Source organism: Sphingobium sp. CECT 9361, from assembly GCF_918741285.1.
In the GTDB taxonomy this organism is placed as follows: Bacteria; Pseudomonadota; Alphaproteobacteria; order Sphingomonadales; family Sphingomonadaceae; genus Sphingobium.
The window spans coordinates 56,457-79,488 of sequence record NZ_CAKKNC010000005.1 but is presented as its reverse complement, the minus strand read 5'-3'; the positions used below and the strand labels follow the sequence as shown (position 1 = coordinate 79,488).

The window sequence follows — 23,032 nt, the reverse complement described above, 5'->3', positions numbered from 1 at the left end:
CATGAACATATTATTGCCTACTTCGACCGCCGGGAGCTTGCCCAAGCCCTCCTGGCTTGCACAATCTGAAACGCTTTGGTCGCCATGGAAGTTAGAGGGAGAAGAACTGGTCGAGGGCAAGCAAGATGCTTTGCGCCTGTCTCTGGACGATCAGCGGCAGGCGGGGATCGATATCGTCAGCGATGGTGAGCAGACGCGCCAGCATTTCGTTACGACATTTATCGAGCATCTCAGCGGAGTTGATTTCGAGACGCGCAAGACCGTCAGAATCCGCGATCGCTACGACGCGAGCGTGCCCACGGTCGTAGGCGCGGTTGAACGCCGCAAGCCGGTTTTTGTCGAAGACGCCAAGTTCCTGCGTCAGCAAACCAATCAGCCGATCAAATGGGCCCTGCCCGGGCCAATGACGATGATCGATACGCTCTATGATGCCCATTATAAAAGCCGCGAGAAGCTGGCCTGGGGATTCGCCAAGATCCTCAATCAGGAAGCCAGGGAACTCGAGGCCGCCGGCGTCGACATAATCCAGTTCGACGAACCGGCGTTCAACGTGTTCTTCGACGAAGTGAATGAATGGGGCATCGCGACCTTGGAAAAGGCAGCTGAAGGGCTAAAGTGCGAGACTGCCGTTCACATCTGCTACGGCTATGGCATCAAGGCCAACACCGATTGGAAGAAGACGCTCGGATCAGAGTGGCGGCAATATGAGAGAGCCTTTCCCAAGCTGAAAGGCTCCAGCATCGACATTATCTCGTTGGAATGCCAGAATTCCCGGGTTCCGATGGACCTGATCGAACTCATTCGGGGAAAGAAGGTGATGGTAGGCGCTATCGACGTGGCGAGCGACATCATCGAAACGCCCGAGCAAGTCGCCGATACGCTGCGAAAAGCGCTGCAGTTTGTGGATGTCGACAAACTCTATCCGTCGACCAACTGTGGCATGGCGCCGCTGTCTCGCCGCGTAGCGAAAGGCAAGCTTGCTGCTTTGGGCGCCGGCGCCGCAATCATTCGGAGAGAGCTTTCGGCCTGACGGGGCGGTGGAGGATAAAGCGCGTCCGGTGGCAAACACCGAACGCCGATCCGGTTGATATCGAAGGGGAGTGTCCATCCTCCTGTGCAACAAGACAGGGTGGCTCATTACGCGCAGACCCGGATTGCTCGGAGCGAACATAGCCGGTGAACCATTTTTTATGTTGAATGCCGTTGAATGGCCAAGATCTCGAACGGCGGCTTTGTCCCAACCTGGGCCTTGCAACGCGCCGAGCGTTCGGAGAATGTAGGATGGCTTTCGACGGGATTTCGAGTGTTAAGAACGACCACTTTGTTCACAGCAGCAGTATGCTCAATCTGCCGACACGATCGAATATTCAAGTCGCACATCGTCTAGAAGTCGCTCGATCGCGGCGCGCTGGGCATCGGTACCGTTTGGCCTAACCTCCCAATTGCAATGGGCATGCGTTGCGATGTCTCGCACAATGACCTTGCCCAGCACCCGTCGCCATGTCTGCGATGTGCCGCCGCTCTCGCGGATCAGACGGGCAATAAGCAGAAGTTGTAGGTCAGAGGCGGTCATTTCCCCCGCTTAGCTGCTGTGGGTTGGAAATTGCTAGAGCTAGCTCGACGAGGTATTAAGGCTCTGCAAATGCGTAGCCCCCAAGCGAACCCTATTTACGCTTCGAACCCGATTTACGGGAAGGGAATGGGGTCACTCCATGGGGTCTATTTTTTGCTGCAGTGCAGCAATTGATGTAATTACAATTTGTTAGCGATGCCTGGCGATTCCCTTCACCGCTCCAAGCCCTCCCAAACCGTACAAAACACGCAAATCCGCTACAAATCCAGATAGACGTTTGCGAGCATAGCGGTCGATTATTTTAGCCGCGGTCCGCGCGCGCGTCGTCATGTGCAGGTCGGGCCCCCAGTTTGACCTTGGCTTGTGCAATCGGCGTGTGCCACGCGCTCACAGGCACACCAGCACTTGTATCACACGTCCAACTGTCACCCTTGTCGGCGAATGTAGCACTAACGGGGATCGTTGCTGCCATATCGGTGATGGCTGCCGGATCGGAATCTCCATTTCACGCTTCCGCAAACAGGGCACGAAGGCGCTCTATCATGGGCGGCATTGTCGGATTGTAGACCATCATGATGAGATCCGACCGTCCTTCGACCGCAAACGTCGAGAATTCCAGGTCCACGGGCCCGAGTGAACGGTGGTGAAGGCGCTTGATGCCTTCGCCGTGACCCATGACTTCATTGTCATTCCACAGCGTCCTGAATTCTGCGCTGGAGGCCGACAGCTCATCGACGAGTTGCCGGATTTCCAGGCTGGCCCCGGCGCGGGCGGCATCGGCGCGGAAGGTGCCGACGACATAGCGTGCAACGCTGCGCCAATCGTCCTGCGCGCCGCGGACACGTTCGTCATCGAAGATCAGCCGCAGAATGTTGCGCCGCTCGCGCGGTAGCTCCGCATAGTTGGCCAGGATCAGGGTCGCCGCCTTGTTCCAGGCGACGACATCCCAGGTCGCTGTTCTGATGATGGCGGGACTGTATGGCAGGGCGTCCAGCACGCGCTGCAGGCGCGGCGTGATACCTTCCGGGTGGCGATAGCGCGCTTCCGGAGGATGGCCGAACGCGAGAATATGGAGATGATCGCGCTCCAACTCGGTGAGCATTATGCCAGTCGCGATCCGGTCCAACACATCGGCTGATGGCGCTCCGCCGCGGCCCTGCTCCAGCCAGGTGTACCAGGTGGCACTGATGTTTGCGCGCTGGGCAACTTCCTCCCGGCGCAGACCGGGGGTGCGACGGCGCCCCGGCTGAAAACCGAAGGTCGCCGGGTCGAGGCGCATGCGCCGGTCGCGCAGGAAGGTGCCGAGCTGATTCTCACAAGGCGGGGGCATCAGTATCCTGTCGATGATTATACTATGATAAAGTCACTACTTTAACAGGATCGCTTTCTCACCGAATGGGGTGCACGTCAATCTGGAGTAGTTCCCCATGCGTGTCTTTCTCACTGGCGCCACCGGTTTCGTGGGTTCGCAAATCCTTCGCGAACTTCTGGGCGCAGGCCATGAGGTGATCGGCCTCACGCGCTCGATAGCTGGAGCGCGCGCGCTGACCGACGCAGGCGCGCAGCCCCATGTTGGCAACCTGGAGGATCTTGCCAGCCTCCGCGCAGGCGCGGAATGCGCCGATGCCGTCATCCACACCGCATTCGACCATGACTTCTCGAAATATGCCGCAAGCTGCGCACAGGATCGCCACGTAATCGAAGCGCTTGGTGTCGTGCTGGCGGGCTCTGATCGGCCACTGCTCATCACTTCGGCTGCGATTATGGGCGCACCGGACGATGGTGGCCCCGCCGTCGAGCAACTGTTCACCGTCCGCCACCACCCCCGGTCCAGTTCCGAACTGGCTGGCGAGGCACTGCTGGAAAAGGGTGTGAACCTGTCGGTCGTGCGCCTTCCGCAAGTCCACGACACCGTTAAGCAGGGCCTGATCACCCCTTATGTGGCGCTGGCGCGGGAGAAAGGCGTGGCTGCTTATGTCGGCGAAGGCAAAAACCGCTGGTCGGCCGCGCATGTTCTCGACGTGGCGCGACTCTATCGCCTAGCGGTGGAACGAGCCGAACAGGGCGCGCGCTACCACGCGGTCGCCGAGCATGGTGTCGCCTTCCACGAGATTGCCGCGACTGTGGCTGCAGGTCTCGACCTTCCGCTCATCTCGCTGTCTCCTGAACAAGCGCCTCTCCATTTCGGCTGGTTCGCGATGTTCGCGGCCGTCGATATGTCGGCATCCAGCGCGTGGACACGGGTGCATCTGGGATGGACGCCGGAGGGTCCGAGCCTGATCGCTGACCTTGAGCGGATGGACTATTCACAGGAAGACTAGCCTCCTCGGAAGATGCTATCGGGTTCTCTAACGAAATCTGACCGAGGTAAATGGCAGGATCGCGCTACGGCGCATGCCAACATATGGACCTACGGCGGCTTTCACCCAGCCCCCCGATGCCCTGAAACTCCGCCGTGCTAGTACAATCGGGGAACAGAGATGCCTCGATTTTTAGTGGGACCGACCTAAAGGAAGAGATCAGGTTGCAGCAGTCGCTGAGGCTTGCTCCTCGCGCAGTCTGGCTGCAACTCCCCGCAACTGGCGCTCGAATTCCTCCGGAGGCTGGCCTCCGGAAATCAGGTAGCGGCCTTCGATGACTACGGCAGGCACGCTATTGATGCCACGTTCGCGCCAAAGAGCCTCCTCCGAACGAACCTGTTCGGCATAGCGATCAGAAGCGAGAACCTCTCGCGCTTCGGTGGCATTCAGGCCTGCGGCGTGGGCAGCGTTGGCCAGCGCATCGGGGTCGCCAGGATCCTCTTGTTGTGTGAAATACAGCGCGAAAACGTGCTGCTTCATCGCGAGCTGACGGCCCTTCTCACCGGCCCAAGCGATCAGACGATGTGCATCGAAAGTGTTGTAAATGCGGCTTGCGTCCGACGTGTTGATCGTGAAGCCAACCTCCGCCGCACGATGGCAGATCGTTGCGCGGTTCTCCCGGACCCGGTCAAAGGACATGCCGTATTTTCCGGCGATGTGCTCAAGGCCGTTCTTGCCTCCGGACGGCAGGTCAGGATTGAGCTCAAACGGATGAAAGGCGATGTCGGCGTCGATTTCGCCCGCCACATTGTCGAGCGCCTTTTCCAGACCCAACAGACCGATAACACACCAGGGGCAGGCAACGTCGGAGACGAAATCGATCTTCAGTTTCTGGGTCACAGCATGGGTTTCCGTAGTCGAGCGAGGATAGGCTACGTTCCAGATCGGGGCGCAGCCGCAGTTGTACAAGGCTTTGGACGATTACCGACTAAACCCGCCCCGGCTTTCAAGCGTATTCGCGAAAATGAATATATTGTGTGCTGAACGCCCCTCCGCAGCTCAAATAGGCATCCCGAGCAATGGCAATAACCGTTATATATCTTTTGCGCCAAATTGAGACCGAATTGCGCGCGCTTACAAAACGCGGGCAAAAGCTGCCACGCCGTCGGCTGGCGTCAACTGGAAAGCTGGCTTGGCCGTTGGCGGCACTAAAGCGCTGCCAACGCCAGCGAACATCGCTTCTATGTTGCGGACGCAGAGCGCTACATTATCGTCTGCCAGCATATACCAAACCTGCTTGGCTTCCTTGCGCGTCTGAACCAGGTCGGCTCGGCGCAGTTCGGCAAGCTGCTGGCTAAGCGCAGGCTGACCGATCCCGGTCACATCGGCGATCTCGCCGACATTGCGTTCGCCACGCAACAGACAGGACAGGATCATCAACCGCTGGGGCTGGCCGAAAATCTTGATCTTTTCAGCGGCGACCGCCGCAGCGTCGCGATCCTCGTAGAGCGCGCTCATGGCTGAGCCTCTAGTCGGCAGAACCAGTCAGGTGCAGCGTCAGGGCTTTCGGCTGCGGGCAGCAATGTGGGCTGTCCGGGTGACCAGCCCTCCGGCGTCAGCCCTCCCCCATCATCTACTCGTTGCAGCGCGCACAACAGGCGCAGCATTTCGTCGACCGATCGACCGACATTATGGGGATAGGCCGTCGTCGCGCGGATGATGCCTTTCGGGTCAATGAAGAAAGTGGAGCGCATCGTCATGCTGTCCGCCGCCTCATCGTCAATCATGCCATAGGCGCGGCCGACCGCCATGCTGGGATCCTCTATGATCGGAAAGCCGATCTGCACGTCGAACAGGTCGCGCAGCGCCCGGACCCAAGCGATGTGCGCGTAGAGACTGTCCACTGATAGGCCAACCAGCCGACAGTCGAGCGCGTCGAAATCAGCCTGGTGCCGCGCCAGTGCGACAAATTCCGTGCTGCAGACCGGCGTGAAGTCAGCGGGGTGAGAAAAAAAGATCACCCAGTGCCCACGTAGCGTCGACAATTGGAAATCGCCCATGGTGGATCGGGCCCGGAAATCCGGGGCCACGGAACCGATGCGTAGGGGCGTCAAGGGGATGGTCATCGCGTCATTCATCTGTCTTTCCTGCAGTCGCCAAGGCGCCGTGGCAAGTCCTTGACGATCACGAATTATACACATACATATATCATGTAAATATGAAATTAAAGGAGAGTCGCATGGCCGACGCCGCACTTGAAAAAGCCTATGCCCAAGTCACTGTCGCCAGAAGCGGCGTGCCGGTGGTGCGCGCCTTCTTCGACGCGCCGACCTTCACCGTGACCTATGTCGTGCATGATGCGGAAACCCTCCGTGCGGCAGTGATCGACAGCGTACTGACCTTTGATCCCGCCGCCGGACGCACCGGACACGAGGCGATCGACCCGGTCATCGCCTATATCGACGAGCAGGGTTTGAGCGTGGACTGGCATCTGGAAACCCATGCCCATGCCGATCATTTGTCGGCCGCGCCCTATCTTCAGCAGAAGCTGGGCGGTCAGATTGCAATCGGCGCACATATTTGTGAAGTGCAGCAGACATTCGGTTCGCTGTTCAATGCGGGCGCAGATTTTAGGCGTGACGGATCCGACTTCGACCATCTCTGGTCTGATGGCGATCAGTTCATGATCGGGAATCTGGCCGTGACGGTGCTGCACGTCCCAGGCCACACACCCGCCTGCGTCGCCTATGTGATCGGCGATGCCGTCTTCGTGGGCGACACCATGTTCATGCCCGACTACGGCACTGCCCGCGCAGACTTTCCCGGGGGTGATGCGCGCACCCTGTTCCGGTCCCTGCGCCGCCTGCTGGAGCTGCCGCCCGAAACCCGCCTGTTCCTGTGCCACGATTATCTGCCAGCAGGTCGCGACCGTTATATGTGGGAAACGACGGTTGGCGATCAGCGCCGGACCAACATCCATGCGCATGACGGCGTGAGCGAGGATGAATTTGTCGCAATGCGCGAGGCGCGAGATGCCACACTCGCAATGCCCCGCCTGATCCTGCCGTCGGTGCAGGTCAATATGCGCGCAGGCCATATGCCACCGCCCGATGACAATGGCGTCTCCTACCTCAAGATTCCCATTAACCAGCTATGATCCCCGGTTTCCCCGAGGCGCAGCCGGTTGCCGGTCTGATCGGCGGGCTGATGATCGGCCTGGCGGCAGCTATCATGCTGCTGGGGTTGGGGCGGATCGCCGGGGTTAGCGGGTTGGCGGCGCGGGCCACGGGCCTGGCGACCAGCGGCGCACCGCGCGCGGTGGCGGTGGCCTTCATCGTCGGACTGCCCTTGGGCGCGCTGGTCGTGGCGTTCCTGTCGAACGATGTTCCCGCGCGATTTCCCGCACCAGGATTTCTGATCGTCGGCGGCTTGATCGTAGGGTTTGGCACACGACTAGGATCCGGTTGCACAAGCGGACACGGTGTATGTGGCGTGTCTCGCCTGTCGCGTCGCTCGATCGTAGCGACGACTTTGTTCATTAGCAGCGGCTTTGTCACCGTGGCGCTGATGCGTCTGGCAGGCGCTTTGTGATGCGGATCATTTTGGCATTGCTCTCAGGCGCGCTGTTCGGTGCGGGGTTGGCCTTTTCGGGCATGGCCGATCCGATGCGCGTACGCGCGTTCCTCGATCTGTTCGGCGTATGGGACCCAACGCTTGCGTTCGTCATGGGCGGGGCGATGATCCCGATGGCGCTGGCTTGGGCGATACAGAGACGGATAGAACGCCCGCTCGCCGACACGGCCTTCACGCTGCCTGATACCCGCGGGATCGACGGTAAGCTGGCACTCGGCGCAATCTTGTTCGGCATAGGCTGGGGTATTGGTGGCTTGTGCCCCGGCCCAGCGATTGCCAGCCTGTCACTTGCTCCGGGGGACGTCGCCCCGTTCGTGCTGGCCATGCTGGGCGGCATGGCAATTCATCGCATCATAATAAGATCATAACCGGCACCTGTCGGAACGAGGAGGTTTACCATGGCTATCAAGCAACTGGCTCCGACGCTCAGCGTCGCTCCGCAAATCATGCCTGCCGATGTGGAGGATCTAAGCGCCATGGGTTTCCGCTCGATCCTGTGTAACCGCCCCGATGGCGAAGGCGCAGACCAGCCTATGGCGGCACAGATCGAGGCTGCAGCGCGAGCGGCCGGGCTTGGCTTTGCCTATGTTCCGGCGGTGGCGGGCGCGCTGACGGACGCGGATGCTGCAGCAATGCGCCGGGCGCTAGACAGCCTGCCGGGTCCGGTGCTGGCCTATTGCCGATCGGGCGCGCGAGCGGAAAAGCTGGCGGAGATGGCGGACATGGTGTGCGTTCGGAATGCAGGCCACTATGACGTGCTGATCGTGGGCGGCGGCAGTGCGGGAATTGCTACGGCTGCGAGCATCCTCAAACGGCGGCGCGGGATTCACCTCGCCATCGTCGAGCCCAGTAACGCCCATTATTACCAGCCCGGCTGGACGATGGTGGGCGCGGGCGTATTCGAAAGTGGCTTTACGCGGCGCGACGAAGCCGGACTGATCCCGCGCGGCGTCGAATGGATCAAGGCGTCCGCAAGCACTTTCCTGCCTGACGAGAAGCAAGTGGTGCTGAACGACGGTCGGCGGGTCAGCTACATTGTGCTGGTCGTATGCCCCGGCATCGTGCTGGACTGGAACGCCATCCCCGGCCTTTCGGATGCGCTCGGGCATGACGGCGTGACGTCGAACTATCGCTACGATCTTGCTCCCTACACCAACCGGCTGGTCAAGCAGTTTAAGGGCGGGCGCGCGCTGTTCACCCAGCCGCCCATGCCGATCAAATGTGCGGGCGCGCCGCAAAAGGCGATGTATCTGTCCTGCCACCGTTGGGAAAAGTCGGGTGTGCTAGGCAGCAGCGACGTGCAGTTCCATACGGCGGGCGCCGTCCTGTTCGGCGTCCCCGCCTATGTCCCTGCGCTAATGGACTATGTCGATCGCTATGACATCAACCTGAACTTCGGCTCGAAGCTAGTCGAAATAGACAGCGCTTCCAAAACCGCAATCTTCGAGCAAGCGGATGGCGATGGAGTGAAGCGCGTGGCCGAGCGGTACGACATGATCCATGTCGTGCCGCCGCAGGTCGCGCCGGACTTCGTCCGCACCAGTCCCCTGGCGGCTGCGTCGGGCTTTGTCGAGGTGGACGAAGCCACGTTGCGCCACCCGCGCTATCCCGACATTTTCGCGCTGGGCGACGCCTGTTCGGCATCCAACGCCAAGACGATGGCGGCGGCGCGCAAACAGGCCCCGGTGGTCGCAGTCAATGTGCTGGCGGCACTGGACGGCAAGCCGCCGGTCGCGACCTATGACGGCTATGGCAGTTGCCCGCTCACGGTGGAGGCGGGCAAGATCGTCTTGGCCGAATTCGGCTATGGCGGCACGCTGATGCCCAGCTTCCCGAATTGGCTGATCGATGGCACCCGGCCCTCACGCCTCTCCTGGCTGCTAAAGGACACGATCCTTCCGCCTGTCTACTGGCATGGTATGCTCAAGGGGCGCGAGTGGATGGTCAAGCCCCACATGATTGGCGCATGACAATGATGACCACCGCGCAATATCTGTTGGGTGGACTATCCGGCGGATTGGTCGGCTTCGTGCTGGGGCTGGTCGGCGGGGGCGGTTCGATTCTCGCGGTGCCCTTGATGGTCTATCTGGTCGGCGTGCCCAACGCCCATGTCGCGATTGGAACAAGTGCACTCGCGGTCGCGGCCAATGCAGCGGCGGGCCTCGCCAGTCATGCCCGCGCGCATCATGTCAAATGGCGTTGCGGCGGCATTTATGCTGCGGCTGGAATCATCGGTGCGCTCGCAGGTTCGACCTTCGGCAAGATGGTCGATGGCGACAAGCTGTTGTTCTTTTTTGCACTGGTAATGGTGTTGGTCGGCGCATTGATGCTGAAGGGGCGCGGCAATCCCGGCAATCCCGGGGCAGAATGCAATCGGGAAAAAGCCCCCAAGGTCGTCGCCTATGGGCTGGGGTCGGGATTATTTTCGGGCTTTTTCGGCATCGGCGGTGGCTTTCTGATTGTACCGGGGTTGGTGGCATCGACGGACATGCCGATGCTGATGGCGGTGGGCACATCTCTTGTTGCGGTAACGGCCTTCGGCTTGACGACGGCGGCCAATTACGCCTTCTCCGGGCTGATCGACTGGCCACTAGCTGCCGTTTTCGTGGTAGGCGGTGTTGCCGGGAGTATAGGCGGCACGCGGATGGCTCAAACGCTGGGCGGACATACCGGGCGGCTGACCACGGTCTTTGCCGGACTTATCTTCGTCGTCGCTTGCTACATGCTCTGGCGCAGCGCCGCTGCCTTCCTGCCGGGTATGACAATCTGACCCATCCCCATCCCTCTGCCTACCTGCTACATAGTGGGCGAAAGGACATTTTATATGTTCGACTCGATTGACGCCTTGCTTCTCGCCCGCGCGCAATTTGCCTTTACCGTCAGCTTCCACTTCCTGTTCCCGGCCTTTTCCATCGGCCTTGCCAGCTACCTGATGGTGCTGGAGGGGTTGTGGCTTGCGACCGGTAAAGGCGTCTATGCCAATCTCTTCCGCTACTGGCTTAAGATCTTCGCGGTCGTGTTTGCTATGGGCGTGGTGTCCGGTATCGTTATGTCCTACCAGTTCGGCACCAACTGGTCGGTATTTTCCGACAAGGCCGGGCCGGTCATCGGTCCACTCATGGCCTATGAAGTACTGACTGCGTTCTTCCTGGAGGCTGGCTTTCTGGGCGTCATGCTGTTCGGCATTAACAAGGTGGGGCGAAAGCTGCACTTCACTGCGACCTGCGCGGTAGCTATCGGCACCTTCATTTCGGCCTTCTGGATTCTCTCGGTCAATAGCTGGATGCAGACGCCGACCGGCTATGAGATCGGCGCGAACGGCCAGTTCCTGCCCGGCCCAAGCTGGATGGCGATCATCTTCAACCCCAGCTTTCCCTATCGGCTGGTCCATACCGTGCTGGCCGCCTATCTGACGACAGCCTTTGCGGTCGGCGGCGTCGGAGCATGGCATCTGCTTAGAGACCGGACAAATCCGGGCGCTCGCACGATGTTCTCCATGGCGATGTGGATGGCGGCCATCGTCGCTCCGATCCAGATTTTTGCAGGCGACATGCACGGCCTCAACACGCTGGAGCATCAGCCGGTCAAGGTGATGGCGATGGAAGGCCATTATGATAGCCATCCCAACGGCGCGCCGCTGATTCTCTTCGGTATCCCCGACAGCGGCAACAAGCGGGTCGATTATGCCATCTCCATTCCCAAAGCATCCTCGCTGATCCTCAAACATGATCTGAATGCGCCGATGAAGGGGCTCGATAGCGTGCCCGATGCCGACAAACCGCCGGTCGGCGTCGTGTTCTGGGCGTTTCGCATCATGGTCGGCATCGGCTTTGCGATGCTGGGGCTTGGCCTGTGGAGTCTGATCGCGCGCTGGCGCGGCAAGCTGCATGAGTGGTCATGGCTGCACCGCGCTGCGGTGTTGCTGGGACCGGCTGGCTTCATCGCCGTGCTGGCGGGCTGGATCGTGACCGAGGTCGGACGGCAGCCTTTCACCATCTACGGACTGCTGCGCACCGCAAACAGTGCGTCGCCCTTAGATGCACCCGCGGTGGCCGCATCGCTGCTGGCATTCGCGCTGGTCTATTTCAGCGTGTTCGGCATGGGCATCTGGTATCTATTGCACTTAATGAAAAAGCCACCGCAAGCGCACGAAAGCACGCTGGACGGCGCGCCGATCCGCACCGCCGGTATTACCCCTGCCCCCGCCATCGAAGGAAGCGAAGGATGATCGACCTGACAGTCATCTGGGCCGGGATCATCGGCTTTGCCATCGTTGCGTATGTCGTCATGGACGGGTTTGATCTAGGCATCGGTATCCTTTTCCCGCTGTTCAAGGTGGGCAAGGATCGAGACACGGCGATGAACAGCATCGCGCCGGTGTGGGACGGCAACGAAACCTGGCTTGTGCTGGGAGGCGGAGGGCTGCTCGCGGCCTTTCCGCTGGCCTATGCCATCATCCTGCCCGCGCTGTATGCGCCTTTAATCGCGATGCTGCTCGGCCTTGTCCTGCGCGGTGTGGCGTTTGAGTTCCGTTGGCGCGACCCGGCGCATCGTGCTTGGTGGGACCGTGCGTTTACAGGTGGATCGGCAGTGGCGAGCTTTGCGCAAGGGGTCGCGCTGGGGGCCTTGCTTCAGGGCATCAGCGTGGAAGGACGCGCCTATTCCGGCGGCTGGTGGGAATGGCTCTCGCCCTTTTCGCTGCTGACTGGCGTGGGGCTGATGGTCGGTTATGCGTTGCTGGGGGCCTGCTGGCTCAATTGGAAAACCGAAGGCGGCTTGCAGCGTCAGGTGGTGACCTATGCTGGCAGGCTGGGTATTGCGCTGCTGATCCTGATAGGTGCGGTCAGCCTCTCCACCCTAACGCTGGAGGCCAGCTACGCGAGCCGCTGGCTCGCATGGCCCGGCGTGCTTGCCACGGCGCAGGTGCCACTGGCCACTGTTATCGTCACCGCGCTTTTCTATCGCAGCCTTTCGCAACGCAAGGATGCGCAGCCCTTCCTGTGGGCGCTTGCGCTGTTCGGGCTATGCCTGCTGGGGCTGGGCATATCGATCTGGCCCTATGTCATCCCGGCGCGGGTTACCATCTGGGAAGCTGCTGCCCCCTATCGCAGCCAACTGTTCATGCTGGTAGGCGGTGGCGTTCTCGTGCCGGTGATCCTCGCTTATACCGCTTGGGCCTATTGGGTGTTCAGAGGCAAGGTAGGCAGCGAGGGATATCACTGATGCGTCGGCGCATGCGCCGACTAGGCTGGTTCGTGGGGATATGGACCGCGAGTGTAGGCGCCCTGTTGCTGGTGTCGATGGGACTACGCTATTGGCTGGTATGATAGCTGTTCCGCGCCGTCTTCAGCTATCACCGTTCGCGCTATTCTCTTCACCGCGCGCGCATAAATCCAACGGTGCGATTGAATAGATCGACCCTATGCCGCCCTCCGGTTGCTTTTCCGTTCCCCGGAAGCGGACATAGAATAGCGCGCGTAGGCGATGGAACGCCGTTTATCCTGCCTTGCGCTTCATCAGACCGTGCATGTCTAGCCACCGCGCGAAAGCGTCGAACCAGCCGGTGCTGGTGGTCGTCTTCTGATACATGCCAAAGCCATGACCGCCCCGTTCATACAGGTGGAACTCCACCGGGCGACCGGCCGTACGCCAAGCGTCGATCAGTTTGAAATCACGATTGCCGAACAGCGGATCGTCCGCCGCGATGACCGCGAACATTGGTGGCGCATCCTGCGGGACGGTCATGGCACCCAGTGGGCCGTAGACGTTGCCTATGAAGGCGGGCTTGGCGTCGCTGGACAGGGTCGTCGCCATAGTCAGCATCGCGCCCGCCGAAAAGCCGATCATGCCGATCCGGTCGGGATCGACATGCCATTGCGCCGCCCGTGCCCGGATCAGCCGAAAGGCTGCAGTGGAATCCGCAAGCTGCGGCGCAAGGTCCGCGGCTGCGTTACCGGGTGCAGGCTGCGGAGCGCGCGTGACGCCCGCGACCATTTCCTGCATCGACTTTTCAAAGCCCGCCATGTCTGCGGGGGTCTGACGCAGGCGGTATTTCAGTACGAAAGCCGCGACGCCCCTTGCAGCGAGTGCGCGCGCCACATCGAACCCTTCATTATCCATCGACAAGGTCCGGAATCCACCGCCTGGCGCAACGACAACCGCTGCGCCTGACGCTTTGGCCGGATCTGGAAGGAACGGGGTAAGGGTCGCGACCGTGACATTGCGGGCAAAGCGGCTGCCATACTGACTATGCCAGGATTCCGTCGCCTTTGCGGCTGGTAGTGGCCCAGTGCCAAGTTCGATTGCGTCCGGCTGGGCGGGGATGGCGATCGGAGTCATCTTGTCGTCTTGTGCCCAGCTTTGCACTGACGCGGACAAGGTGACGGCGGCCAGCCCAATCGCGACGAACCGCGCCACGGCGGAACAACGTTCACCACCCATTATTGTTGTCATACGCTTCATGTCATCCATCTCCTCTGCTGACTTCTCGTCAGCTTTTCCATGCCGCGACAAGAGTCCGCGCCCGCGCGCCGACGGTCGCATCGTCGTCACCCGGCTTGTAAAGCGATCCGCCTACGCCCACCCCCGCTGCCCCGCGTGCGCGCCATTCGGCAAGATTAGCAGCGCCTACTCCACCGACGACCCAAAGTCCGACATCACCCGGCACAACATCGCGTAGCGCCGATAGATAGTCAGGCTTGAAGACCGATCCGGGGAACAGCTTCAATCGGCGCGCACCAGCACCGATTGCCGTGAACGCTTCGGTCGGTGTCAGAAACCCCGGCACAGCTTCGATCCCGCACACGATGGCATGCGCGATGACGACAGGATCGCTGTTGGGCGACACCATGAAACGACCACCTGCAGCAGCCAAGCGGTCGACCATTTCGACCGTCAGGATCGTCCCGCCGCCGATGGCTGCCTCTGTCCCAAGCGCATCGGCCATCGCCGCAATGCTGACGCCCGGTTCCGGCGAATTGAACGGCACTTCGATCAGGCGGATGCCAGCTTCGACCAGCGCGCGGCCAATCACGACCGCTTCGTCGGGGCGGACGCCGCGCAGGATCGCCATGATTGGCGGCGCACCTGCATCCAGCGCCTCATCGATCGTCATGCCGCCTCTCCTTTCGCTAGCTCAAGCCCGGCGAGCACGGCGGCGTCGCCGTCCACCTGTCGCGCCGAACACCCAGCGTTAATCAAAGCGGTCACATAGCGCTCACACAGCGTAGGATCGCCGATCAGCACGATCCGCGCATCCTTGGTCGCTTCGGCTTCCACTTCGCCACCGATCAACAGCCCTGAAAGAAAACCCTTTGCCCAATCGGGTGAACGGCCATCGACCAGTTGCGCCGCCCGTGCCTCGAACAGTGCAGCGAGTGTCCGTTCGCCAACTCGCGCCAGCCCGCGCGCAAAACCTTGCGCGTCATCGCCTTCGCAGGACTTGCCAGCCGCAACCAAGGTGGAATGCGCGGTCAGCAAAGTATAAAGTTCGCCGGTCGGATAGGTACGAAAGCCCAAGACGACCCCGTCCACCACTAACACCCATTTGCAATGCGTTCCCGGCAGCACGAATGTCCATGCGCCCTCGGCAAGCGTCTCATCCAACGCAATCGCACCGAAAATCTGTGTTTCCTCGCCCCGCATAACGTCGGGCACCCCTTCGCCATTGCGACACCGCAAGCCCGGCAACACACGAACGGCAAGGCCGTCGAGCATCAGCGAAGTCGAATGCTGCTGCCATTGGGCGAGGCTGACGGGACATGCCAGATAGCCCGCCTCCACAAGTCCTCCGCGGGCGCCCGCCATGCCGCACAGCGTCACGCTTCCAATCGGCCCATCGTTACGCCACGGCTCGAGCGCCTGCGTCAGTACCTTGGTTGCTGGCGCTTCGAGCGCTCCGATCCCCGGCCCATCGGCCCGTCCGTTTTCCTTACCGTCCGAAAAACGGAATAGCCGCAGCCGTGACGTGCCCCAATCTCCCAAGATCGTCGTACGCGTCACGGCCTCGACGCTCATTGCAGTTCGAGCATGACGACAGATTTAGGCGGCAAGGTTACCGTCAGCGTCCCGCCGGCCACTTGCGCGCCCGTGAAAGCGACCGGTGCAACGGCATTCGGCGCGTCGAAGCTGTTGAGGGAGTTCATCTCAGGGGCCGTCAGTATACGTCCCGACACACCGCTCGCCGTTATGCCCGCCAGCGTCGTCGTAACAGTGACCGCCTTGTTGGGATCAAGATTGGAAAGTCCGACATGCACCTTCCCGGCTCTGTCACGGACCGCCGATGCGCTGACCGACGGCATCGCCCACTTGTCCTTGTTGTACCAAGGCGACTTCACCTCGATAGGTAGAACCGTCGCGTCCATATACGGCTTGTACATCTCGAACACATGATAGGTCGGCGTCAGCACCATCTTCTTGCCGTCTGTCAGGATCATCGCCTGCAGCACGTTCACCATCTGCGCGATCGCGGACATCTTCACCCGATCGGCATGTCGTGCGAAAATGTCGAGATGGATCGAGGCGACCAGCGCGTCGCGCAGCGTATTCTGCTGACGAAGGAAGCCGGGATTGGTGCCGGGGTCGCCCGCATACCAGGTGCCCCATTCATCGACCGCCAGCCAGACTTTCTTGGCCGGATCATATTTATCCATGATGGCACTGTGCTTGGTGATCAGTTCATCTATGCGTAACGCTTCGGACAGTGTCTCAGCCCAACCCGCCTCGTCGAAGACCGTTGCGGAAGCGCGTGGCGGCCACCCCCCTGGAACGGTGTAGTAATGCAGCGATAGCGCATCGACCTGTTCGGTCACCTGCTGCATCATCGTCTCGGTCCATTTATAGTCCGCAACGTTAGCGCCCGCAGCGATCTTCAGGATTTTGGTATCCTTCGGCGCCTTGATGAAGGTCGCGTAGCGGCGCGTCAGGTCGGCGGCATATTCGGGCCGCATATTACCGCCGCAACCCCATAACTCATTGCCGACACCGAAATAAGGCACCTTCCACGGCTCTTTGTGGCCGTTCTTTGCGCGCTCGTCGGCCAGACTTCCGGCAGGCGAGGTCATATATTCGATCCACTCCGCCATTTCCTGCGGCGTGCCGTTGCCGACGTTACCAGCAACATAGGCTTCCGCGCCAAGCTGACGGGTAAGTTCGAAAAACTCATGTGTGCCGACGGTGTTGGGCTCGGTGACGCCGCCCCAATGGGTGTTGATCTTAACAGGCCGCTTGGCCCGTACACCTACGCCTTCGCGCCAATGATATTCGTCGGCAAAGCAGCCGCCGGGCCATCGCACGACGGGCACGCTTAGGTTGCGAAGCGCGCCGATCACATCGTTACGAAAGCCATTGGTGTTGGGAATACTGCGGTCGTTGCCCACCCACAGGCCGCCATATATGCCATTGCCCAGATGTTCGGCGAACTGCGTGAAGATGCGACGGTCGTAGACCGGACCTGGCGTGTCCGCGTGAACCGTCGCGGTTGCCGTGGGTGCAGGCACCTGCGCAGTCGCACCGGTTGCCGCCGCAGTGGAAAGCAGTAGCGCCAAAGCCCCCCGGCGTAAGGATTTCAGCATCATTCTCTCCTGATTTAATCGTTGAATGCTTCGGTTATTTCACGGCGTCCGCGTAAAAATGCATCCGCCACCAACCGGAGTGGATCGGTGTCGACATCGCTCCGTCCGCCGCGGATCAGCGCAGCAAATCGCCCGTAGAGTTCGGCATATTCATGATTCTCGCCATGCTGGGTGCCACTCGGCAGTGACAACACCGCTCCACCACTGGACAGTTTGAGGGTGCCTGCATCGGTCTCGACGACTATGCCCCAAGTCTGCGGGCCAGTCTGACGCCAGTCGAGATCCATCGTTATCGGTGCGCCCGTCGTGTCGCGAAACTCCATGTCCGCAGCTATCGGCGCAGCGCGATTGGACGGCAGAGTCAATGTCGCAGCCTTTAGAAAGAACGGTCGCGGCAGGATATGGGTCACGATCGAGAGCGCGTTTATGCCGGGATCGAAAACGCCCAGTCCGCCCGGTTCCCAAATCCAGACCTGCCCCGGATGCCATACACGCACATCCTCGCGCCATGTAATCGCCACCTTGTCGATGCGACGCTCGGCCAGCCATGCCCGTGCAGGCGCTACGCCGACAGCGAAGCGTGAATGCCAGGCCGCAAAAAGCGTCGATTCGACCTTGTCAGCGCGCGCGCTCAGTGCCGCCACTTCCGCCAGTGTTGCGCCGGGCGGCTTTTCCAGCAAGACGTGGATACCACGATTGAGCGCCTGCACCGCCAGATCGTATCGCACCTGCGGCGGTGTGCAGAGGGCCACGGCATCGACTGCAGGCCCCTCGGCCAGAAGCACCTCCAGACTCTTGTGATGGGCTATGCCTGCCACGCCGGGATCATGTGGGCTGACCGTCGCCGCCAGACTGAAAGCGGCGTTTCCGGCAATGGCGGGCAAATGCTGGTCGCGGGCAATCTTGCCCATGCCAATGACCGCAATGCGAATGGGGTCCATGGCCTACAGCGCCCTGACGACGACGGCCTGATCGGCGGCGCGAGCGAGGGGATTGCGCAGCGGCAGAGTAAAGGGCGCCGCCTCTATTTGGAACACATCATCGACCTGCGTCTGGATGCCATCCGTGAAGGACAAGGTCGCAGTACCAAAAAAATGCACATGGATGTCACCCGGCCGCCGAAACAGTCCATATTTGAAGTGATGCTCTTCCAGATTGGCCAGCGTATGCGACATGTTGGCCTCGCCGGAGAGGAACGGCTTTTCCCACAACGTCTCGCCATCGCGCAGGATGCGGCTAACGCCTTCGACATGGTCGGGTGGCGTTCCGACCAACAGCTCGGGACCGAGTGCCGCCTGCCGCAGCTTGGAATGTGCCAGCCACAGATAATTGTGCCGCTCGGTCACATGATCGCTGAACTCATTGGCGAGGCACAGGCCAAGGCGGAACGGCGTCCCATCCGGACCGATCAGGTAGATGCCTGCCAGCTCGGGTTCCTCGCCGCCATCCTTGGCGAAATGCGGCATGGTGAGCGCTTCACCCGGCCCAACCAGTTGCGAACCATCACCTTTGTAGAACCATTCGGGCTGCTGCCCGGTCTGGCCCGGTGCGGGCTTTCCGCCCTCGACGCCTTCCAGGAACATCCGCATCGAATCGGTCTTGGTCTGTGCGGCAGCCGCATCGCGATGCATCTTGTCGCGCCCTTCGGCCGAACCCAGATGCGTCAGCCCCGTACCCGCCAGCACCAGATGCGCCGGATCGGCATGGTCGATCGGCGCAATCAAGCGTCCCGCAGCCAATTCAGCCGCCAGGTCGACATCTGCGCCTTTGCCGCAAGCAGCAACCGCTTCAGTCAGGCTAACCCCGCCTGTAATCGCCCGCGCCGCCAGTGCGCGAATACTGTCAAACCCGACCAGAAACGCAGCGCCGTCATCCGTCGCCGCGATGACCGACCGCGTTCCATCGGCTGCACGATGCTGCAGCAGGCGTAATGCCATGTAACCTCTCCCTGGAAAATCGAACGCCGCCGTTGCGGCCGTAAATGTCAGTTTACGGTGAGCTTACCGTCAATCAGCCGCGGTGCACCGTCGTTGCTTGCATCATCGCGAAGTTCGGGCGGCAACAACCCCTGCGCAAGGTTCTGGTACGACACTGGTCGCAGGAAACGATCGATTGCCAAGCTGCCAACCGAAGTCGTGCGCGCGTCCGACGTCGCAGGGTAAGGTCCGCCATGCACCATTGCGTGCGTGACCTCGACGCCCGTCGGCCAACCGTTTGCGAGAATGCGCCCCACCTTGCGCTCCAGCACGGGCAGCAGCTTGGCGGCCATGCCTTCGTCCTCGGCGTCCATATGCAACGTCGCTGTCAATTGCCCCTCGGCCGCTTCCAGAATGTCGCGCAGCTCCGCTTCATCCTTGCAGCGCACCAATATGGCCGATGCGCCGAACACTTCGTGTCCCAGCGCTTTGTCGGCAATGAACGCTTGCGCCGTGGTCGAGAAAATAATCGCCTGCCCGCGCGTCAGCCCATTGCCTTCCTTACCGGCCGCCAGCGTCTCGACATGCTGATGATCTGCAAGCGCCTTGGTGCCCTTCTCGTAGGCCGCGTGGATACCGGTCGTCAGCATCGTGCCCGAATCCGCCTCAGCGACCGCGCCAGTGGCGGCAGCGACGAACGCATCCAACCCTTCGCCCTCGATTGCCAGCAGCAGGCCGGGGTTGGTACAGAACTGCCCGGCGCCCATCGTCAGCGATCCCACGAAAGCCGTACCCAGCACCGTACCGCGCGCCTTCAATGCGGCAGGCATCAATAGCACAGGATTGATGCTCGACATCTCGGCATAGACGGGAATCGGAACCGGGCGCGCCTGCGCCAGCTTGAGCAGCGCAAGCCCGCCGCCCCGCGATCCGGTAAACCCTACCGCGGCGATACGGGGATCCTGCACCAACGCGCTACCCAGATCATTACCCGGCCCGACCAGATGCGAGAACACGCCTTCGGGCAAGGCACTCGCCGCTACTGCGCGGTGGATCGCCTCGGCGACCAGCGCGCCGGTCTGCGGATGCGCGGGATGTCCCTTTACAACCACCGGGCAACCTGCGGCCAGTGCAGAGGCAGTGTCGCCGCCCGCCGTGGAGAAGGCGAGCGGGAAATTGGACGCGCCGAACACCGCAACGGGACCAAGCGGCACCATGCGCAGCCGCAGATCGGGACGCGGCAACGGCGAGCGATCAGGCAGCGCCGGGTCGATTCGCAGGCCCAGCCAGCCACCTGCCCGCACTACCCCGGCGAACAACTTTAGTTGCCCGACGGTACGTCCACGCTCGCCTTCCAGACGCGCCCGCGGCAAGCCGCTTTCACGCATGGCCGCGACGATCAGGTCATCACCGATGGCCATGATTTCTTCGCCGATTCGCTCCAGAAACAGCGCGCGCGTCTCGCGATCCGTGCTGCGATAGGTGTCGAACGCAGCGGCTGCGGCAGCGCATGCAATATCGACGTCGGCAAGCCCATGCACTGCAAAGGCCTCGCCCACCGGCTCGCCGGTTTCTGCTGCGATGGATCGGAACCCACCTTCGTTTGTGCGGCTCATCGAAAGGGCTTGGTCGGTCATGGGTTACTCCTTATTACTCCGACATAATGCGACACGACGCGGAAGGCAATGTTTGTCGTTTCGTGATTTGGTCACGCCTGTTAGGAGTCAGGACGGAGGTCGACGTTCATGACGAATGCCAAGGCAATTGAAGTAAAGACCGACGGCGAGGCGAAAGCCAAGAGCGCGCCACGCGGTCCAGGCCGCCGCTTACATGGTTCCCTTGTCCACAAGCTGGGTCTGGCGATCCTGTCGGGCCAATATGCCCCCGGCGACATTCTGTCGGGCGAAGTCGCTTTTGCAGAAGAACTGGAAGTATCGCGCAGCGCCTATCGCGAGGCCGTTCAGGTACTGACCGCAAAGGGCTTGGTCGAAAGCCGTCCGAAGGCTGGCACCCGCATCTTGCCGCGCAATCGTTGGAACCTGCTCGATCCCGACGTTCTTGCATGGGCATTCGCAGGTGAACCCGATATCGAATTCGTCCGTAGCCTGTTCGAGTTGCGCGCGATCGTTGAGCCTGCCGCTGCGCGGCTCGCCGCCGAACGTCGCGATCGCAACGACCTGAAAATCATGAAGGACGCGCTCGCTGCCATGCGCCGCCATACGCTCGCGACCGAAGCCGGCCGCGCCGCCGACCGCGATTTCCACAACGCAATCCTGCAGGCGACCCGCAACGAGGCCCTGCTTGTTTTGAACGCCAGCATTGGCGCCGCGGTCAATTGGACCACTCAATTCAAGCAACGTTCGCGCGCCCTGCCCCGCAACCCAATTCCCGACCATGTCCGCGTCTATGATGCTATCGCCGCCAGCGATGGCGCAGCAGCGAGCGAGGCGATGAGTGAGCTAGTCCACCTGGCGCTTGAAGATACCCGCAGCGCCATGAAAGGCTAGGCAATTACTCGGGATGCTGCTCCGGCAGTGCCTCTGTAATGCGTGAGCCCCATAACGCGTAGAACAGCACATAAAGCTCGCACGCAGCCGTCAGCAGGAACGACCATTGCAAACCGAACATGTCGGCAAGCTTGCCCTGCACCACGACCAGCGCACCACCGGCAATCGCCATGATCAGCAAGCCCGACCCTTCCTCGGTCAGCGGCCCAAGACCCTTGATGCCAAGCGTGAAGATGGTCGGGAACATGATCGAATGGAACAGGCCAACCAGTATCAGCGACCACATCGCAACCGGGCCCGTAGTGAACACCGTCACGAGCATGACGATGAACGCGCCGATCGAGAAGACCGCTAACACGGTTTCGGCTGCAATTTTCTGCATGATTGCGGAACCCGCAAAACGGCCAATCATCATGCCCCCCCACAGGAAGGTCAGATATCGCCCGGCCTGTTCGGCAGTCAGATTGGCGATTTCCGGCTGGCTCACAAAATTCACGAACAGGTTGGCGACACCGATCTCGGCAATCAGGTAGATGAAGATGGCCGGTACGCCGAACACCAGATTGCGATGCTTCCACAGCGAATGCTGCTTGCGCTCCTGCTTGGCCATGCGCTTGGTCGCAGCTCCCATGGCAGGCAGTGGGAAGCGGGCGATGACTGCAGCCAGTATCACGAGCACGATCGCCACCAGCACATAGGGTAGGATGACCGACTGCGCGTCCGCCAGGCGCTCCGCCTGCGTCAGTACCGTGCCCGCTTGCGACGTGCCACCCTTAGACCTGCCAAGGATCAGATACGCGCCGAATAGCGGCGCCAGCATCGTGCCAGCGGAATTGAGTGCCTGAACCAGGTTAAGGCGAGACGATGCCGTTTCGGGCGAACCGATCACCGCGACATAAGGGTTGGCGGCCACTTGCAACAGCGTGATTCCGCTGGCGATCACGAACAGCATGACGAGCGTCACGCCATAGGACGGAAGGCTGGCCGCCAACACCATGCCCAATGCTCCCGCTGCCATGATGAGCAGGCCTACGACAAGCGACATCTGATATCCGATCCGCTCGATCAGTTTGGCCGCCGGAATCGAAGCCACGAAATAGGCGATGAACCACACCGATTCAATCAGCGTGGTCTGCGTATAATTCAGGTCGAACACGCTGCGCAGATGCGGCAGCAGCGTGTTATTAATGACGGTAATGAACCCCCACATAAAGAACAAGCTGGCGAGCAGCGTCAGCGCCGGCCCATAGCTGGTGCGTGCCTCGCCGGGTGCGACAGCCCCGGTAACGGAAGACGAAATCGGTGTAGCCATGTCACCCTTCTCCAGAGGTTTCACCGGTCGTGGCTCAGCTTCATTGATCGGCCGTCCCGACACGGGTTGCGCTTTTTTAATTAGTCGGACTATATATGCAAGTAGATAGCGTCTGCAGGTAGCGAAAATGAGAAAGGCGAGGAATGCAAAAGGGACATCGGACACATGGAGCGGTCAATTGTTTAGGCGCGGTCTGTTTCATATTGGCAATAGCAGTAG

General features: G+C 61.0%; 24 protein-coding genes. 11 read left to right on the top strand and 13 right to left on the bottom strand.

The window, feature by feature from the left end; genetic code table 11:
• Window position 1 precedes the first annotated feature (1 nt).
• Window positions 2-1,030 carry a methionine synthase gene (locus LQ220_RS09645; protein WP_230188074.1) on the top strand — a complete coding sequence of 343 codons (1,029 nt, stop codon included), beginning with the start codon at window positions 2-4 and terminating at the stop codon, window positions 1,028-1,030.
• 312 nt (window positions 1,031-1,342) lie between these two features.
• Here the strand turns inward: LQ220_RS09645 and LQ220_RS09640 are convergent, their stop codons facing one another.
• The gene (locus LQ220_RS09640; RefSeq protein WP_230188073.1) at window positions 1,343-1,573 is read right to left on the bottom strand and encodes a hypothetical protein; all 231 of its coding nucleotides are present in this window, start codon (window positions 1,571-1,573) and stop codon (window positions 1,343-1,345) included.
• Window positions 1,574-2,078: 505 nt separating this feature from the next.
• Window positions 2,079-2,903, bottom strand: coding sequence for a helix-turn-helix transcriptional regulator (locus LQ220_RS09635; RefSeq protein ID WP_230188072.1), 825 nt, complete (start codon window positions 2,901-2,903; stop codon window positions 2,079-2,081).
• 97 nt (window positions 2,904-3,000) lie between these two features.
• Here LQ220_RS09635 and LQ220_RS09630 point away from each other — a divergent pair, with 97 nt between their 5' ends.
• Entirely contained in the window at window positions 3,001-3,894 is an 894-nt protein-coding gene (locus LQ220_RS09630) for an SDR family oxidoreductase (protein ID WP_230188071.1), read from the top strand.
• 198 nt (window positions 3,895-4,092) lie between these two features.
• On the opposite strand, the gene LQ220_RS09625 is transcribed toward LQ220_RS09630, so the two are convergent.
• The 3 genes from LQ220_RS09625 to LQ220_RS09615 all read right to left on the bottom strand — a co-directional run bounded on the left by LQ220_RS09625 (window position 4,093) and on the right by LQ220_RS09615 (window position 6,011).
• Entirely contained in the window at window positions 4,093-4,773 is a 681-nt protein-coding gene (locus tag LQ220_RS09625; RefSeq protein ID WP_230188070.1) for a DsbA family oxidoreductase, read from the bottom strand.
• Window positions 4,774-5,007: 234 nt separating this feature from the next.
• Window positions 5,008-5,391, bottom strand: coding sequence for a metalloregulator ArsR/SmtB family transcription factor (locus LQ220_RS09620; protein WP_230188069.1), 384 nt, complete (start codon window positions 5,389-5,391; stop codon window positions 5,008-5,010).
• Window positions 5,388-6,011: a peroxiredoxin gene (locus tag LQ220_RS09615; RefSeq protein WP_230188068.1), complete on the bottom strand. Its 624-nt coding sequence runs from the start codon at window positions 6,009-6,011 to the stop codon at window positions 5,388-5,390. Before LQ220_RS09615 ends, LQ220_RS09620 begins: the two co-directional genes overlap by 4 nt.
• A gap of 101 nt (window positions 6,012-6,112) precedes the next feature.
• Here LQ220_RS09615 and LQ220_RS09610 point away from each other — a divergent pair, with 101 nt between their 5' ends.
• Genes LQ220_RS09610 through LQ220_RS24905 form a run of 8 tightly spaced genes read left to right on the top strand, consistent with a single transcriptional unit; the run spans window position 6,113 to window position 12,833 of the window.
• A complete protein-coding gene (locus tag LQ220_RS09610; RefSeq protein WP_230188067.1) occupies window positions 6,113-7,030 on the top strand; it encodes an MBL fold metallo-hydrolase in 918 nt (305 codons plus the stop codon).
• Window positions 7,027-7,464 carry a YeeE/YedE thiosulfate transporter family protein gene (locus LQ220_RS09605; protein ID WP_230188066.1) on the top strand — a complete coding sequence of 146 codons (438 nt, stop codon included), beginning with the start codon at window positions 7,027-7,029 and terminating at the stop codon, window positions 7,462-7,464. The genes LQ220_RS09610 and LQ220_RS09605 overlap by 4 nt, the downstream gene beginning before the upstream one ends.
• The gene (locus LQ220_RS09600; RefSeq protein WP_230188065.1) at window positions 7,464-7,874 is read left to right on the top strand and encodes a DUF6691 family protein; all 411 of its coding nucleotides are present in this window, start codon (window positions 7,464-7,466) and stop codon (window positions 7,872-7,874) included. The genes LQ220_RS09605 and LQ220_RS09600 overlap by 1 nt, the downstream gene beginning before the upstream one ends.
• A 30-nt stretch (window positions 7,875-7,904) precedes the next feature.
• Window positions 7,905-9,476 carry a bifunctional protein tyrosine phosphatase family protein/NAD(P)/FAD-dependent oxidoreductase gene (locus LQ220_RS09595; protein WP_230188064.1) on the top strand — a complete coding sequence of 524 codons (1,572 nt, stop codon included), beginning with the start codon at window positions 7,905-7,907 and terminating at the stop codon, window positions 9,474-9,476.
• Between the two features lie 2 nt (window positions 9,477-9,478).
• Complete coding sequence (locus LQ220_RS09590; RefSeq protein WP_230188219.1) at window positions 9,479-10,276, top strand: sulfite exporter TauE/SafE family protein; 798 nt, start codon at window positions 9,479-9,481, stop codon at window positions 10,274-10,276.
• A 54-nt stretch (window positions 10,277-10,330) separates the two neighbouring features.
• Window positions 10,331-11,734 (top strand): cytochrome ubiquinol oxidase subunit I, encoded by a 1,404-nt coding sequence (locus LQ220_RS09585; protein WP_230188063.1) that lies wholly within the window; start codon window positions 10,331-10,333, stop codon window positions 11,732-11,734.
• Window positions 11,731-12,729, top strand: coding sequence for a cytochrome d ubiquinol oxidase subunit II (gene cydB / locus LQ220_RS09580; RefSeq protein ID WP_230188062.1), 999 nt, complete (start codon window positions 11,731-11,733; stop codon window positions 12,727-12,729). The genes LQ220_RS09585 and cydB overlap by 4 nt, the downstream gene beginning before the upstream one ends.
• Window positions 12,729-12,833 (top strand): DUF2474 family protein, encoded by a 105-nt coding sequence (locus LQ220_RS24905; protein ID WP_281821156.1) that lies wholly within the window; start codon window positions 12,729-12,731, stop codon window positions 12,831-12,833. Before cydB ends, LQ220_RS24905 begins: the two co-directional genes overlap by 1 nt.
• Window positions 12,834-13,002: 169 nt before the next feature.
• On the opposite strand, the gene LQ220_RS09575 is transcribed toward LQ220_RS24905, so the two are convergent.
• From LQ220_RS09575 to LQ220_RS09545, 7 genes are read right to left on the bottom strand one after another with little or no spacing between them, the layout of a single operon-like run.
• Window positions 13,003-13,959 carry an alpha/beta hydrolase gene (locus LQ220_RS09575; RefSeq protein ID WP_230188218.1) on the bottom strand — a complete coding sequence of 319 codons (957 nt, stop codon included), beginning with the start codon at window positions 13,957-13,959 and terminating at the stop codon, window positions 13,003-13,005.
• A gap of 37 nt (window positions 13,960-13,996) precedes the next feature.
• A complete protein-coding gene (locus LQ220_RS09570; RefSeq protein ID WP_230188061.1) occupies window positions 13,997-14,620 on the bottom strand; it encodes a 2-dehydro-3-deoxy-6-phosphogalactonate aldolase in 624 nt (207 codons plus the stop codon).
• Window positions 14,617-15,522, bottom strand: coding sequence for a 2-dehydro-3-deoxygalactonokinase (locus tag LQ220_RS09565; RefSeq protein WP_230188060.1), 906 nt, complete (start codon window positions 15,520-15,522; stop codon window positions 14,617-14,619). Before LQ220_RS09565 ends, LQ220_RS09570 begins: the two co-directional genes overlap by 4 nt.
• Complete coding sequence (locus LQ220_RS09560) at window positions 15,519-17,078, bottom strand: alpha-L-arabinofuranosidase C-terminal domain-containing protein (RefSeq protein WP_230188217.1); 1,560 nt, start codon at window positions 17,076-17,078, stop codon at window positions 15,519-15,521. Before LQ220_RS09560 ends, LQ220_RS09565 begins: the two co-directional genes overlap by 4 nt.
• Before the next feature lie 14 nt (window positions 17,079-17,092).
• On the bottom strand, window positions 17,093-18,019 hold the full coding sequence (locus LQ220_RS09555) for a Gfo/Idh/MocA family oxidoreductase (protein ID WP_230188059.1): 927 nt from the start codon (window positions 18,017-18,019) through the stop codon (window positions 17,093-17,095).
• Between the two features lie 3 nt (window positions 18,020-18,022).
• Window positions 18,023-19,015 carry an AraD1 family protein gene (gene araD1, locus LQ220_RS09550; protein ID WP_230188058.1) on the bottom strand — a complete coding sequence of 331 codons (993 nt, stop codon included), beginning with the start codon at window positions 19,013-19,015 and terminating at the stop codon, window positions 18,023-18,025.
• Window positions 19,016-19,062: 47 nt separating this feature from the next.
• Entirely contained in the window at window positions 19,063-20,631 is a 1,569-nt protein-coding gene (locus LQ220_RS09545) for an aldehyde dehydrogenase (NADP(+)) (RefSeq protein ID WP_230188057.1), read from the bottom strand.
• Between the two features lie 108 nt (window positions 20,632-20,739).
• On the opposite strand from LQ220_RS09545, the gene LQ220_RS09540 reads away from it, so the two are divergent.
• The gene (locus tag LQ220_RS09540) at window positions 20,740-21,501 is read left to right on the top strand and encodes a FadR/GntR family transcriptional regulator (RefSeq protein WP_230188056.1); all 762 of its coding nucleotides are present in this window, start codon (window positions 20,740-20,742) and stop codon (window positions 21,499-21,501) included.
• Window positions 21,502-21,505: 4 nt separating this feature from the next.
• Here the strand turns inward: LQ220_RS09540 and LQ220_RS09535 are convergent, their stop codons facing one another.
• A complete protein-coding gene (locus tag LQ220_RS09535; protein ID WP_354957456.1) occupies window positions 21,506-22,813 on the bottom strand; it encodes a sugar MFS transporter in 1,308 nt (435 codons plus the stop codon).
• Window positions 22,814-23,032: the final 219 nt, after the last annotated feature.